Genomic DNA, 13,545 nt, shown 5'->3' on the forward strand with positions numbered 1-13,545 from the left:
TTGGGTTACTCCTGAATCCAGTTCGGCTTGCGCTTTTCAAGGAAGGCACCTAGTCCTTCCTGACCTTCTGGGCTTACACGAATTTCTGCTATGCGGCGAGCTGTATCATTTATTAGAGGTTCATCAATTTCTTTATTGCTAACGGCAAAGATGAGATCTTTAGCTGCATGCATTCCCTGAGGGCTGTTCCCGATCAAAATGCTTGTGAACTTTTCTAGGGCCTCATCAAATTGAGTTGAGTCACTCACTACCTCATGAACTAATCCAAATCTATATGCTTCAAGTGCATTAAATGGCTCAGCACTTAGGAAAAATCTTCGTGATTGTCTTTCGCCAATTGCACGAACGACATATGGCGATATAACTGCTGGAATTAGTCCGATTTTCACTTCACTCAAGCAGAATCGACTTCCTTCTTCAGCAATCACGATATCGCAGCATGCGGCTAGTCCAACCGCACCGCCATAAGCAGCACCTTGAACGAGGCAGATAGTTGGTTTAGAAAATTGGTAAAGACAACGCATCAGCTCGGCAAGTCGGCCTGCATCAACGAGGTTTTCTGCATAACTGTTATTTGCTATCCGTTTCATCCAGCCAAGATCAGCCCCGGCAGAAAAGTTCTTACCATTAGATCGTAGTGCTAAGACGCGAACATCGGGATCGTTTTCGGCTTCTTTAAGTCCAGTAATGAGCTGCTCGATGATAGTGTCATCAAAAGCGTTGTGGACTTCAGGACGATTGATTACAAGATTCGCACAGCCTGATTTGGTTTTTTCGAGAAGAACTAAAGATTCAGACATATTCACCTCTTACATACGGAATACGCCGAACTTAGTGTCCGGGACCGGTTTGTTTAGCGCTGCAGAGAGCCCCATAGCTAGAACTTCACGAGTTTGTGCTGGATCTATGACGCCATCATCCCACAGTCGAGCGCTAGCATAGTATGGATGCCCCTGACGCTCATATGTGTCTAACACAGGCTTTTTGAACTCAGCCTCTTCCTCAGCAGACCAGGTTTGTCCTTGGCGCTCTAAACCGTCTCTTTTTACTGTGGCTAGAACGCCTGCTGCTTGTTCACCGCCCATCACAGATATGCGAGCGTTCGGCCACATCCACAAGAAGTTAGGGCTATAGGCTCTGCCACACATTCCATAGTTACCAGCACCAAATGAGCCGCCAATCAAAACTGTAAGCTTAGGAACATCAGCACAAGCAACTGCTGTGACTAGTTTCGCACCATGCTTGGCAATACCTTCCGATTCACTTTTTTGTCCAACCATGAATCCAGTTATATTTTGCAAGAAGATAAGAGGAATCTTTCTTTGGCAACATAGCTCAATAAAATGTGCCCCTTTCTGGGCTGAATCGCTAAACAGGATGCCGTTATTGGCCAAGATGCCTACTGGATATCCGTGGATGTGGGCAAATCCCGTAATAAGTGTTGTGCCGTATAGCTTTTTGAATTCATCGAATTCAGAACCATCGACGATACGAGCGATAATTTCTCTAACATCGAATGGTTTTTTAAGATCTGTTCCTACAATTCCGTAGATTTCATTCGCATCGAAAAGTGGTGCTTTTGGTGCTCGGATATCTCCTTCAACCTGCTTGCGGCGGTTTAGGTTAGCCACACAGGTTCGTGCGATCTGTAAAGCGTGTGCGTCATTTTCTGCATAGTGGTCTGCTACGCCTGAAATTTTACAGTGAACATCGGCACCGCCAAGATCTTCAGCGCTCACCACTTCACCTGTAGCGGCTTTTACGAGGGGAGGGCCTGCTAGGAAGATAGTGCCTTGATTGCGTACAATGATTGATTCGTCCGCCATTGCAGGAACATAAGCTCCACCTGCCGTACAAAGCCCCATTACTACCGCAATCTGCGGTATCCCTTTTGCTGACATTCTGGCCTGATTGAAGAAGATGCGACCGAAATGGTCACGATCCGGAAATACTTGATCTTGTTGGGGTAGGTTCGCACCCCCTGAGTCTACAAGGTAGATGCAAGGTAGATTGTTTTGCTCGGCAATCTCTTGCGCACGCAAATGCTTTTTAACCGTAAGAGGGAAGTAGGTGCCGCCCTTAACCGTCGCATCATTTGCGATAATCATGCATTCCTGGCCGCTAACCCTGCCAATGCCAGTAATAACGCCTGCAGCAGGTACGTTATCGTCGTAAACTTCATAGGCTGCTAGTTGTGATAGCTCTAGAAAAGGTGAACCTTCATCCAGAAGGACGTTTACTCGATCTCGAGGAAGCAGCTTGCCGCGTGAAAGATGGCGCTCTTGATACTTAGCGCCACCCCCTTGTTCGACTAGCTTTACTTTTTCTCTAAGATCGTTGACTGCATTGGTCATGCTTGTGTTGTTGTTAATAAATTCAATTGCACGTTTATTAACCTTGCTTTGCAGGATAGGCATACACTGTTCCTCACAACTTGTATCAAATGATGATGAGGTGATGAATGACTCTCCACCTCTGATTGGTTCTGTTACTTGTTTAGGAACAGCTCTCGGCCAATAAGCATTCGACGGATTTCTGATGTGCCGGCGCCAATCTCATAAAGCTTAGCGTCGCGAAGAAGTCTGCCAGTAGGGAATTCATTGATGTAACCGTTGCCGCCGAGGAGTTGAATAGCATCGAGTGCTAGCTTTGTCGCCGTCTCTGCTGTGTATAAGATAACACCAGCACAGTCTTTACGGCTTGTTTCACCACGCATCGCAGCTTGAGCTACCGTGTATGTGTATGACTTACATGCGTTCATCAACGTGTACATATCAGCCACCTTTCCTTGCACTAGTTCAAATTCACCAATGGCTTGGCCAAACTGCTGTCTGTCACGGATGTATGGGATGGAGATATCCATCGCCGCTTCCATAATTCCCAGAGGCCCACCAGCTAGAACTAGACGCTCATAATCTAATCCAGACATAAGTACACGAACACCACCATTTAGCTCGCCTAAAATGTTCTCTTTAGGAACAGGGCAGTCGATGAAAACTAGTTCACAAGTGTTGGATCCTCGCATACCTAATTTATCAAGCTTCTGGTGACGCGAAAAACCAGGGTAATCACGCTCTACGATAAATGCTGTAATGCCTTTTGCTCCAGCAGATGTATCTGTTTTTGCGTAGATAACATATGTATCAGCGTCTGGTCCGTTTGTGATCCACATTTTATTACCGTTAAGTAGGTAATGATCGCCGTTATCACGCGCAGTTAGTTTCATTGATACAACATCGGAACCAGCATTAGGCTCAGACATTGCGAGAGCCCCTACGTGTTCCCCACTAATTAACTTTGGTAAGTATTTCTGTTTCTGTTCTTCAGTGCCGTTTCGGTGAATCTGATTTACGCAAAGATTGGAGTGAGCGCCGTATGATAGGGCAACAGATGCAGAAGCTCGGCTAAGTTCTTCCATTGCTATTACGTGTGCAAGGTAGCCCATGTCAACGCCGCCATACTCTTCCTTAACAGTAATGCCTAACAGACCCATGTCTCCAAACTTGCGCCACAGGTCTTTGGGGAATTCGTTATTAAGATCAATTTCGGCTGCGCGAGGTGCGATCTCTTTTGCAGCAAAAGCATTGACTTGGTCACGCATCATTTCAATGGTTTCGCCAAGGCCAAAGTTGAGTCCAGAGTATTGTGAAATCATCGTATATTCCTATTATTTGTATTAAACAGCGTTGCGTTTGTTTGTTGATTGCTCACGAAGTTCGTTAAGTGCCTCGAGGCATCGAACCTCGGCAGCGGAAAGTTCGGTTTGGAGGTTGGCTATATCTTCAAGCTGTTGTGCCAGTTCTGCTCGCTTGGTGTTGATTACCTCTAGTAGTCGCTTGAGTTGCTTTTCACTGCCCGAACTAGTTTCGTCCCAGAGAGAGAATAGCTCGCCTATCTCAGCTAAAGAGAAGCCTAGGCGCTTGCCTCGTAGAATAAGCTTCAAACGCACGCGGTCCTGCTTGGAGTAAATTCGTGTCTGTCCTCTTCTTGTTGGGAAGAGAAGATTTTGGTCTTCGTAGAAGCGAACGCTTCGGGTGGTTAGGTCAAACTCTTTTGCAAGATCGCTAATTGAGAAGGTGGTTTGCTCGGTCATGGGCTGCCTTATAAAAAATATATAAAGCCACAATAACCCAGCTTTACGTTTACGTAAACATTAATAAGTGAAAACCTTTATTTATTATTAATGATGTGGATTTTTTCTTAAGTTGTTGAAAAATAATAATAATATTGAGTTTTTTTAGTAAAAATACCCTCTCGTATTACTAAAGTAGTACTTTGCTTTCCGGGTTATTACTTGCTAGGTTTACGCTCAAGCTAAAGCATTTTGAAAGTCGTTTTCTCATGCTGTGCTGCAATAAAAACAACATCGAATAGACGGGAAAAGCTAAGCTTCATGAGTGCCGATTACGTATTGCAGACGAAGAATCTGATTAAAGAGTTCAAGGGATTCACTGCTGTAGATAATGTGAACTTGAACATTGAGCGCGGAAGTATTCATGCGCTTATTGGTCCTAACGGGGCTGGTAAAACCACGGTCTTCAATCTGTTAACCAAATTTTTGATCCCGACCTCGGGGCAGATTCTTTTTAATGGCAACGACATTACGAATATGCGTTCCGCTGAAATTGCACGTCGTGGCGTGATTCGTTCTTTTCAGATCTCTGCGGTATTCCCTCACCTGACAGTCCTGGAAAATGTTCGTATTGCATTGCAGCGCAAAGAGGGTAATAGCTTTCATTTTTGGAAGTCTGATAAAGTTTTAGATCGATTAAATGATCGAGCTATCGAGCTATTAGATTCGGTTGGATTGGCGGACCATGCGAACTCTTTAACGGTTGATCAGCCATACGGTCGCAAGCGAGCACTTGAGATTGCAACTACGTTGGCGCTAGATCCTGAGTTGATGTTGCTGGATGAGCCAACTCAGGGTATGGGTCATGAAGATGTTGAGACGGTTGCTGAATTGATTAAAAAGGTATCGAAGGATAGAACGATATTGATGGTCGAGCACAATCTTCATGTTGTCTCAAAACTTGCCGATAATATTTCGGTGCTACAGCGAGGCGCTATCCTTACAGAGGGTGACTATGCAACTGTTTCTGCCGATAGCCGGGTACGAGAAGCTTATCTTGGTGTTAGCGAAGAGGAGGCTGAAGCATGATGACTGGTAATGAAAAAATCCGGATTCGTGATTTGCATGCTTTCTACGGTGAGTCTCATATCCTTCACGGTATTGATCTGCATGTAATGCAGGGTGAGCTTGTAACCCTGCTGGGTCGTAACGGTTCTGGTCGTTCAACGACGTTGCGCTCAATTATGAATATGGTCGGGCGTCGCACAGGTAGCATCAATATTAATGGTACTGAGACTCTTGAACTTCCTGCTCATCGTGTCGCTCATCTTGGCGTTGGGTTTTGTCCTGAAGAGCGTGGCATCTTCGCGAGTTTAAATGTTGAAGAGAATCTTATGCTTCCACCGACAGTTCGTAGTGATGGGATGAGTGTGGAGGAAATCTACGAAATCTTTCCTAATCTCTTAGAGCGTCGCTTTAGTCAGGGCACTCGTTTATCGGGTGGTGAACAGCAGATGTTGGCGATTGCACGTATTTTGCGTTCTGGTGCCAATATTCTATTGCTTGATGAGATTACTGAAGGGTTGGCTCCAGTAATTGTCAAGAAGCTGGGTGAGGTTCTAGTTGAGCTAAAACGTCGCGGACTAACAATACTATTGGTAGAGCAAAACTTCCGTTTTGCTGCTCCTATCGCAGATCGGCATTATGTGGTTGAACATGGCCATATAGTCGAAGAGGTCGCTAAGCATGAGCTTGAAGCTAAAACGCCTCTGTTAAACACACTTCTTGGTGTGTAAACGAACTGAGCAGTTTTTGAATTTCCTCAAGAACTATCGGTGAAGTTACTTCGGCCCTTAGGCTAATAAATATAAAAATGAAGGATATATCGATGAAATCAATTAAACCTCAGCTATTAGCAACTGCTATCGGTGCGGCTATGTCAATCAGTGCTGCAAGCGCTGCTGGCATTAGTGGTGATGTTGTTAAAATTGGTGTGCTTGCAGATATGGGTGGTGTTTACGCTGATATCTGTGGCGCTGGTTGTGTTACTGCTACTCAGATGGCAGTAGAAGATTTTGGGGGTACTGTATTAGGTAAACCAATCGAAATAGTTAGTGCAGATGACCAAAACAAAGCCGATGTTGGTGCTTCAATTACCCGTAAGTGGCTTGATACTGAAGGCGTTGATGCTGTTTCAGGTTTGGTGGCATCCTCGGTAACTGGTGCTGTTACAGAAGTTACAAAAGAGAAAGGTAAGCTTGCTCTTATTTCTACATCTGCATCGCATGCCTTTACAACTAAAGCATGTTCACCTTACAACGCTCATTGGACCTACAACGTAGTTGCACTAGCAAACGGTACAGTTAAGCCAATGGTTCAGTCTGGTAAGAAGAAATGGTTCTTCATTACTGCTGACTACGCATTTGGACATGCGCTTGAGGGTGTAGCTAGTAAAGTTGTTACTGATAATGGTGGTGAGGTGCTAGGTGCAGCTCGTGCACCACTTGGTACAACGGACTTCTCTTCATTCATTCTTCAGGCTCAGTCGTCAGGCGCAGATGTTGTCGCACTAGCAAATGCGGGCGCTGATTTCGTTAACTCACTTCAAGCGGCTGCAGAGTTTGGTTTGACTGAATCGGCTGATGTAGCTGGTCTGTTGGTATTTACACCTAACGCACAGGCACTAGATCCAGAAGTTGCTGGAGGAATGCTTACAACTACAGGTTTCTATTGGGATCTAGATGAGCAGACACGTGCATGGTCTAAGCGTTTTAAAGAGCGTCATGGTTCTATCCCTGCAATGGGACAGGCAGGGCAGTACTCTATGGTCATGCATTACCTAAACGCGGTTAAAGAAGCGGGTACTGATGAGGCTGAAGCAGTTATGGCTGTGATGAAGAAGAACAAGCCTAACGACTTCTTCGCACGCAATGCATACCTTCGTGCCGATGGTCGTATGGTTCATGATATGTACCAAGTGCGTATCAAAAAAGGTGATGAGCGAAGCTCTGCCGATGACATCTTCGAAGTGCAGAATGTCATCCCTGGTGACCAGGCATTTGGTCCAATGATGGATCAGTGTAACTTCGCAGCGAAGTAATCTGACCAACGTGTGCTGATGGGTTTTATGACCCATCAGCCATTCCCTCAAAGGAAAAGGTAATGGCGTCACTTTTTGATATTAATGTTTTCGGGCTCTTTGGGCAGCTTCTAATCGGCCTTATTAATGGCTCATTTTATGCGCTTCTGAGTTTAGGACTGGCAATAATTTTTGGTTTGCTAAAAATTATTAACTTTGCTCAAGGTGCACTTTATATGCTGGGTGCCTTCATGGCATGGATGGTGCTTCAGTATTTTGGAATCAATTATTGGGCAGCTCTTTTTATTGTTCCTTTGGCTGTCGGTTTAATAGGCGTAATAATGGAGCGTTTTCTATTGCGCCGCATCTCTAATGAAGACCATCTTTACAGTCTTCTACTAACCTTCGGTATAGCGCTGATTCTTCAGGGCGTATTTACTCATATATTTGGTTCGTCAGGCTTGTCGTACAAGATTCCTGCCGAGTTAAAAGGCGGTTTCAAACTGCCATTCATGTACCTACCGACCTATCGTGCGTGGATTATCGTAGTCTCGATACTTGTGTGTGGTTTGACTTGGTACATGATTGAAAAAACCAAGTTGGGCGCTTATCTACGCGCAGGCACTGAAAATCCCAAATTGATGCAGGCATTTGGTATCAATGTGCCATTGATTGTCACATTGACCTTTGGATTTGGTGTTGGCCTTGCAGGTTTGGGTGGCGTACTGGCTGCCCCTATATATTCGGTATCTCCATACATGGGGGCTGATCTATTAATCGTTGTTTTTGCGATAGTAGTTATTGGCGGAATGGGCTCTATTGGTGGAGCGATTCTTACAGGGTTGGCAATGGGCATTTTAGAAGGATTAACAAAGTACTTCTATCCCGAGGCTTCAACCACGATTATTTTTGTCGTAATGGTGATCGTGCTGTTACTTAAACCGTCGGGTCTTTTTGGTAAAGAGGCGTAGGAGTTAAGATGTTTAAAATTTCTAAATCGACACTTATTCTTGTGGCCTTGGGTCTGATTGCGCCTTATTTCCTGTACCCTGTTTTTGTGATGAAAGTGCTGTGTTTCGGTCTGTTCGCGATGGCTTTTAACCTGCTACTAGGTTATGTAGGTTTGCTCTCATTTGGACATGCAGCCTTCTTGGGTACCGGTGGCTATGTAACTGGCTACTTGGTTATGGAGACCGGCTTGTCGCCTGAGCTAGGCATACTCTGTGGCACCATTGCCGCAGGCTTGCTTGGTGCACTTTATGGTAAGTTGGCAGTTAAGCGAGAGGGCATCTATTTCGCAATGGTGACCTTAGCGCTCGCGCAGTTGGCTTTCTTCTTCTATCTACAAGCCCCATTTACGGGTGGCGAAAACGGCATGCAGGGTATACCGCGCGGTGAATTATTTGGCTTTATCGACTTAAGTGATAGTCTAAATATGTACTACACCGTTCTGGTAATTTTCCTGTTCGGCTTCTGGTTAATAAACCGTACTATCCATTCACCCTTTGGCCAGATACTTAAAGCGATACGCGAGAATGAGCCTCGTGCTGTTTCTCTTGGATACAATGTGAATGACTATAAGTGGGTCGCATTTATTATCTCGGCGAGTCTGGCTGGTTTGGCTGGTTCGACAAAAACCTTGGTGTTTCAGCTTGCGTCGTTATCTGATGCTCACTGGCATATGTCAGGAGAAGTTGTACTTATGACCCTTCTGGGTGGCATGGGAACGCTGTTGGGGCCGCTTGTTGGGGCAGCTTCTGTAGTTACTATTCAGAACTATCTTTCGGGTGGTGAGTTAGGTAATTACATTCATATCATCATGGGGCTAATTTTCGTTGTCTGTGTGCTGGCATTCCGTAGCGGAATCGTGGGTGAATTCCAGAAGTTCATGAAGAAGAATTTTAGTTAACTAATTGAGAGGCACTGCCTCTCTCTTTTTAATCTCAGGATTACGTTTACGTAAACTTTCATTTAGATAGGTAAGCCATGAACCAAGATCCAATTGTAATAGTAAGTGCAGCCCGAACTCCTATGGGAGGGATGATGGGTGTCTTTTCAGACGTGAGGGCGCCAGAGCTTGGGGCTACGGCGATAAGGGCGGTCATCGAACGTGCAGGTATAGCACCAGCCGATGTTGATGAAGTTGTCATGGGTTGTGTCCTTCCAGCAGGCCTTGGTCAGGCGCCTGCTCGTCAGGCATCACGCGGGGCTGGTATACCTGATGCTGCCGGCTGTACAACTATCAATAAGATGTGTGGATCAGGTATGAAAGCGGTTATGTTGGCTCATGATCAGCTTACGGCAGGCATGGTTGATGTTATGGTGGCTGGAGGTATGGAAAATATGAGCCAGGCGCCATACATACTTCCTAATGCGCGTTCAGGTATGCGTATGGGGCATTCACAGGTGATTGATCATATGTTTTGTGATGGTCTTGAAGATGCCTACGAAGGTGGCTTGATGGGTCTCTACGCTCAAAAAAGCGCTGATGATTATCAGGTTACTAGAGAGGCAATGGACGACTTCGCGATTGCTTCACTCGAAAAGGCTCTTGGTGCCATAGATCGTAAGGAATTTTCAGAAGAGATCGTTCCTGTGAATGTTAAAACTCGTAAGAGAGAGGTGATCGTCGATTTTGACGAGCAACCCGGTAACGCTCGTATTGATAAGATCCGTTCTCTTAAGCCTGCATTCAAAAAAGATGGCACAGTCACAGCTGCCAATTCTAGCTCGATCTCTGATGGAGCATCTGCGCTATTACTTATGCGAGAGTCCACGGCTAAGGCTAAGGGGCTCACACCGTTGGCTCGGATAGCTTCGCACAGTACCCATGCTCAACTACCTGCGGAGTTCACAATTGCGCCAATCGGTGCGATTAAGAAAGCAGCTGAACGTGCTAACTGGGATCTAAATTCCATTGATCTCTTTGAGATTAATGAAGCCTTCGCGGTAGTGACCATGTTGGCGATTAGTGAACTAGGTTTAGATGGTTCTAAAGTCAATGTTCGTGGTGGTGCTTGTGCGCTAGGACACCCGATAGGTTCAAGCGGCTCGAGAATCCTTGTGACTCTTCTGCATGCTCTAAAACAGAGCGGGAAAAAGCGTGGCTTAGCTTCGCTTTGCATTGGTGGTGGCGAGGCTACTGCAGTCGCGATTGAAATGATTTAAGACAGGGTGAAATCAACATGCAAATAAAAAATAACGTGTTTGTTATTACCGGTGGTGGACGTGGACTTGGCCGAGCAATGGCCGAAAGTCTTGCTAGGCAGGGGGCTGGTTTGGCTCTTATCGATCTGAGTGAAGAAAACCTCAGGGAAGTCGTTGCTTCGTGTCTGGCTTTAGGTGGTGAAGCGCGAGGATATATTTGCGATATCACTAATGAGGCCGCGGTAGAAGACTGCTTTGCTAAGATCAAAACAGAGTTTGGAAAGATCAATGGATTAGTGAATAACGCAGGACTCATGCGCGATGGTATGTTGATAAAAGTTAAGGATGGCGAGTTGCAAGACAAGATGTCACTCGATCAGTTCCAGTCTGTTGTGAACGTTAATATGCTTGGTAGCTTCCTGTGTGGTCGTGAGGCTGCTGCGATTATGGCGGTTCAGGGTGAAGGCGGCGTTATTGTAAATATCTCCTCAGTTTCACGTGCGGGTAATATCGGTCAGACCAACTACTCGGCAACTAAAGCGGCTGTTGCAACAATGGTAGCAAGCTGGGCGGGTGAGTTGGCGCGTCATAAGATTCGTGTTGGTGGAATTGCACCAGGTGTTATTGCTACAGAAATGACTGCGCAGATGAAACCAGAAGCGATCGACAGGATGATTTCATCTGTACCGCTACGTCGCTTGGGTGAAACCGAAGAGATGGCTCACACTCTACAATATATTATTGAAAATGACTTCTTCACCGGTCGAATCGTTGAGATGGATGGCGGGCTAAGAATCTAGTAAGAGCAACGGAGCTATATTTTATGCGTTATTTCGATGATTTCACTATTGGAGAGCGCCTCGAAGGCGGCAGTGCAACGTTAACTGAAGCTCAGATTATAGACTTCGCGATGATGTATGATCCGCAGAGTTTTCATGTAGATAACCAGGCGGCAGCTGAAAGCCATTTTGGAGGTTTGATTGCCAGTGGCTTTCAAACGATTGCCCTCTGTTTCAGACTATTTATTCAGCGGGATCACTTTAGGGCCTGCTCTATGGGTGGGCCAGCAATCGATGAGCTCCGTTTTTTGATCCCAGTGCGTCCAGGTGACACCTTGAGGTGTGAAGCGCAGATCGAGGAGTTAAACCCTTCAAAATCAAAACCAAACATCGGCATCGTACGTTACCGCATAGAGGGCTTTAATCAGCATAGAGAGAAGGTCGTGAGCTATCTTGTGACTAATATGCTTAAACGTCGACCTGAAGATAAGCCTTAGCGCAAAAGAGATTCCTATTATGGCTAAACAACTTTGGCAACCGACTCAGTCCCAGATTGAACATACTCAGGTGTGGCAATTTATGCAGACCGTTAATCGCAAATACTCATTAACTCTGCAGGAATATTCTCAACTTCACGAATGGTCAGTTGAGAACTCTGAGCAGTTTTGGTCTGACATTTGGGACTCGGCTGATGTGTTAGGCGATAAAGGGCGTGAGCCTTATCTGGTAGATAGGCAAAAAATGCCTGGAGCGCGTTGGTTTCCCGGCGCAAAGCTAAACTTTGCAGAAAATCTGCTTAAGTTTCGTGATAATCGCACTGCGATTTTATTTCGCAATGAGCAGGGTGGGCGACAGAGCCTAAGCTACTCTGATTTGTATACTAGTGTTGCTCAATGTGCATCCGCTCTGCGTAATCTTGGTGTTGGGAAGGGCGATGTAGTTGCTGGTTTCTTACCAAATCTGCCGCAGACCTGCGTTGCTATGCTGGCTGCAACAAGTCTAGGTGCAACCTGGACATCCTGCTCTCCGGATTTTGGTTTTCAGGGGGTTCTCGATCGATTTGGTCAGGTTGCTCCTAAAGTTCTTTTCACCGTTAGTGCCTATCTCTATAACGGCAAACGTATCGAAACGTGGGAAAAGAGCGCACAGCTTGTAGATGCTTTACCGTCTGTAGAGCAGTTGGTAGTGATTCCCTACATTGACGAGTACGTTGAACTCTCTGTGATTAGCAAGGCGTTGCACTGGGAAGACTTTGTTGATACGACAGCTTCCGACATCAGGTTTGAGCGGATGGCCTTTGATGATCCGCTTTATATTATGTATTCATCAGGCACTACTGGCCAGCCAAAATGCATAGTGCATGGCATCGGTGGGACACTTTTGCAGCATCTTAAGGAGCATCAGTTACACACTGATCTGAGGCGCGAGGATACCCTCTTTTACTACACAACTTGTGGCTGGATGATGTGGAACTGGTTAGTGAGTGGTCTTGCTACAGGCGCCACACTAATGTTGTTCGATGGTTCTCCCTTCGCTCCTGGGCCTCGCGTGTTGTGGGATATAGCGGAACAGGAGTCTGTGACTATCTTTGGTACGAGCGCTAAATATTTGGCAGCGCTGGAAAAGGCTGGCTTTAAACCGCGTGAGTCTCATAATCTATCGCAACTACGCACGATACTATCGACGGGTTCTCCTCTTAGTAATGAGAGCTTCGAATATGTATACCGTGACATTAAAGAAGATCTTTTGCTCGCCTCTATCTCCGGAGGTACGGACATTATTTCCTGCTTCGCACTCGGCTGTCCCATTTTGCCTGTATACGCCGGCGAATTGCAGTGTCGCGGTTTGGGTATGGCAGTGGCAATACTAGACGATGGAGGCGAAACAGTAGTTGAGCAGAAGGGAGAGCTAGTTTGCTGCGCTCCTTTTCCATCAATGCCAATCGGTTTTTGGGATGACCCCGGACAAGTGAAGTATCGTTCTGCCTATTTTGATCGATTTGAGAATATATGGGCACATGGTGACTACGGCGAAATTACGAAGCAGGGCGGTTTAATCATTCATGGTCGATCTGATGCAGTGTTGAATCCTGGCGGTGTGCGTATAGGAACAGCTGAGATCTATCGTCAGGTTGAGCAGTTGGTAGAGGTGCTCGAAAGTGTCTGTATTGGGCAGCCGTACAGAGATGATACGAGAGTAGTTCTATTTGTTGTACTGCGTGAAGATATTCGACTGGATGATGAGCTCAAACTGAAGATTCGACAGCAGATTCTAAAGAATACAACACCACGTCATGTGCCTGCCGTAATTATTCAGGTCTCTGAAATCCCTCGCACCATTAGCGGAAAGATAGTTGAGCTGGCCGTGCGCAAAACTGTCTTAGGTGAAAAAGTTAATAATGTGGAAGCGCTAGCGAATCCGAGCGCTCTAGAGCTATTCAAGAATTTAGCAGAGTTGCAGGAGTAATA

General features: G+C 45.8%; 13 protein-coding genes. 9 read left to right on the forward strand and 4 right to left on the reverse strand.

Features of this window, described 5'->3' with window-relative positions:
• Positions 1–5: 5 nt before the first annotated feature.
• From XMD579_RS08445 to XMD579_RS08460, 4 genes are all read right to left on the reverse strand, one after another.
• Positions 6–800, reverse strand: coding sequence for an enoyl-CoA hydratase/isomerase family protein (locus XMD579_RS08445; protein ID WP_173506215.1), 795 nt, complete (start codon positions 798–800; stop codon positions 6–8).
• 9 nt (positions 801–809) lie between these two features.
• A complete protein-coding gene (locus XMD579_RS08450) occupies positions 810–2,417 on the reverse strand; it encodes a carboxyl transferase domain-containing protein (protein WP_173481700.1) in 1,608 nt (535 codons plus the stop codon).
• Between the two features lie 71 nt (positions 2,418–2,488).
• A complete protein-coding gene (locus XMD579_RS08455; protein WP_173481701.1) occupies positions 2,489–3,655 on the reverse strand; it encodes an isovaleryl-CoA dehydrogenase in 1,167 nt (388 codons plus the stop codon).
• Between the two features lie 21 nt (positions 3,656–3,676).
• Positions 3,677–4,093: a MerR family DNA-binding transcriptional regulator gene (locus tag XMD579_RS08460; protein ID WP_173481702.1), complete on the reverse strand. Its 417-nt coding sequence runs from the start codon at positions 4,091–4,093 to the stop codon at positions 3,677–3,679.
• 300 nt (positions 4,094–4,393) lie between these two features.
• Here XMD579_RS08460 and XMD579_RS08465 point away from each other — a divergent pair, with 300 nt between their 5' ends.
• The 9 genes from XMD579_RS08465 to XMD579_RS08505 all read left to right on the forward strand — a co-directional run bounded on the left by XMD579_RS08465 (position 4,394) and on the right by XMD579_RS08505 (position 13,543).
• Positions 4,394–5,161 (forward strand): ABC transporter ATP-binding protein, encoded by a 768-nt coding sequence (locus tag XMD579_RS08465; protein ID WP_173506216.1) that lies wholly within the window; start codon positions 4,394–4,396, stop codon positions 5,159–5,161.
• Positions 5,158–5,868 (forward strand): ABC transporter ATP-binding protein, encoded by a 711-nt coding sequence (locus XMD579_RS08470; protein WP_173506217.1) that lies wholly within the window; start codon positions 5,158–5,160, stop codon positions 5,866–5,868. Before XMD579_RS08465 ends, XMD579_RS08470 begins: the two co-directional genes overlap by 4 nt.
• A gap of 92 nt (positions 5,869–5,960) precedes the next feature.
• Positions 5,961–7,172 (forward strand): ABC transporter substrate-binding protein, encoded by a 1,212-nt coding sequence (locus XMD579_RS08475; protein WP_173506218.1) that lies wholly within the window; start codon positions 5,961–5,963, stop codon positions 7,170–7,172.
• A gap of 62 nt (positions 7,173–7,234) precedes the next feature.
• Positions 7,235–8,122, forward strand: coding sequence for a branched-chain amino acid ABC transporter permease (locus tag XMD579_RS08480; protein ID WP_173506219.1), 888 nt, complete (start codon positions 7,235–7,237; stop codon positions 8,120–8,122).
• 8 nt (positions 8,123–8,130) lie between these two features.
• Positions 8,131–9,060 carry a branched-chain amino acid ABC transporter permease gene (locus XMD579_RS08485; RefSeq protein WP_173506220.1) on the forward strand — a complete coding sequence of 310 codons (930 nt, stop codon included), beginning with the start codon at positions 8,131–8,133 and terminating at the stop codon, positions 9,058–9,060.
• A 77-nt stretch (positions 9,061–9,137) separates the two neighbouring features.
• Positions 9,138–10,319 carry an acetyl-CoA C-acyltransferase gene (locus XMD579_RS08490; RefSeq protein ID WP_173506221.1) on the forward strand — a complete coding sequence of 394 codons (1,182 nt, stop codon included), beginning with the start codon at positions 9,138–9,140 and terminating at the stop codon, positions 10,317–10,319.
• Positions 10,320–10,336: 17 nt separating this feature from the next.
• A complete protein-coding gene (locus XMD579_RS08495; protein ID WP_173506222.1) occupies positions 10,337–11,098 on the forward strand; it encodes an SDR family oxidoreductase in 762 nt (253 codons plus the stop codon).
• 23 nt (positions 11,099–11,121) lie between these two features.
• A complete protein-coding gene (locus XMD579_RS08500) occupies positions 11,122–11,574 on the forward strand; it encodes a MaoC family dehydratase (RefSeq protein WP_173506223.1) in 453 nt (150 codons plus the stop codon).
• Between the two features lie 19 nt (positions 11,575–11,593).
• Positions 11,594–13,543 carry an acetoacetate--CoA ligase gene (locus XMD579_RS08505; RefSeq protein WP_173506224.1) on the forward strand — a complete coding sequence of 650 codons (1,950 nt, stop codon included), beginning with the start codon at positions 11,594–11,596 and terminating at the stop codon, positions 13,541–13,543.
• The last annotated feature ends 2 nt before the right edge of the window (positions 13,544–13,545 follow it).

The sequence above is a fragment of the Marinobacterium sp. xm-d-579 genome (genome assembly GCF_013282935.1).
GTDB lineage: Bacteria > Pseudomonadota > Gammaproteobacteria > Pseudomonadales > Balneatricaceae > Marinobacterium_E.

Bases quoted from the DNA above. Each gene is read 5' to 3' on its own strand.
- XMD579_RS08445 (WP_173506215.1), bottom strand. From the start codon at position 800: ATGTCTGAATCTTTAGTTCTTCTCGAAAAAACCAAATCAGGCTGTGCG.
- XMD579_RS08450 (WP_173481700.1), bottom strand. From the start codon at position 2,417: ATGCCTATCCTGCAAAGCAAGGTTAATAAACGTGCAATTGAATTTATT.
- XMD579_RS08495 (WP_173506222.1), top strand. From the start codon at position 10,337: ATGCAAATAAAAAATAACGTGTTTGTTATTACCGGTGGTGGACGTGGA.
- XMD579_RS08470 (WP_173506217.1), top strand. From the start codon at position 5,158: ATGATGACTGGTAATGAAAAAATCCGGATTCGTGATTTGCATGCTTTC.
- XMD579_RS08500 (WP_173506223.1), top strand. From the start codon at position 11,122: ATGCGTTATTTCGATGATTTCACTATTGGAGAGCGCCTCGAAGGCGGC.
- XMD579_RS08460 (WP_173481702.1), bottom strand. From the start codon at position 4,093: ATGACCGAGCAAACCACCTTCTCAATTAGCGATCTTGCAAAAGAGTTT.
- XMD579_RS08475 (WP_173506218.1), top strand. From the start codon at position 5,961: ATGAAATCAATTAAACCTCAGCTATTAGCAACTGCTATCGGTGCGGCT.
- XMD579_RS08505 (WP_173506224.1), top strand. From the start codon at position 11,594: ATGGCTAAACAACTTTGGCAACCGACTCAGTCCCAGATTGAACATACT.
- XMD579_RS08455 (WP_173481701.1), bottom strand. From the start codon at position 3,655: ATGATTTCACAATACTCTGGACTCAACTTTGGCCTTGGCGAAACCATT.
- XMD579_RS08465 (WP_173506216.1), top strand. From the start codon at position 4,394: ATGAGTGCCGATTACGTATTGCAGACGAAGAATCTGATTAAAGAGTTC.
- XMD579_RS08490 (WP_173506221.1), top strand. From the start codon at position 9,138: ATGAACCAAGATCCAATTGTAATAGTAAGTGCAGCCCGAACTCCTATG.
- XMD579_RS08485 (WP_173506220.1), top strand. From the start codon at position 8,131: ATGTTTAAAATTTCTAAATCGACACTTATTCTTGTGGCCTTGGGTCTG.
- XMD579_RS08480 (WP_173506219.1), top strand. From the start codon at position 7,235: ATGGCGTCACTTTTTGATATTAATGTTTTCGGGCTCTTTGGGCAGCTT.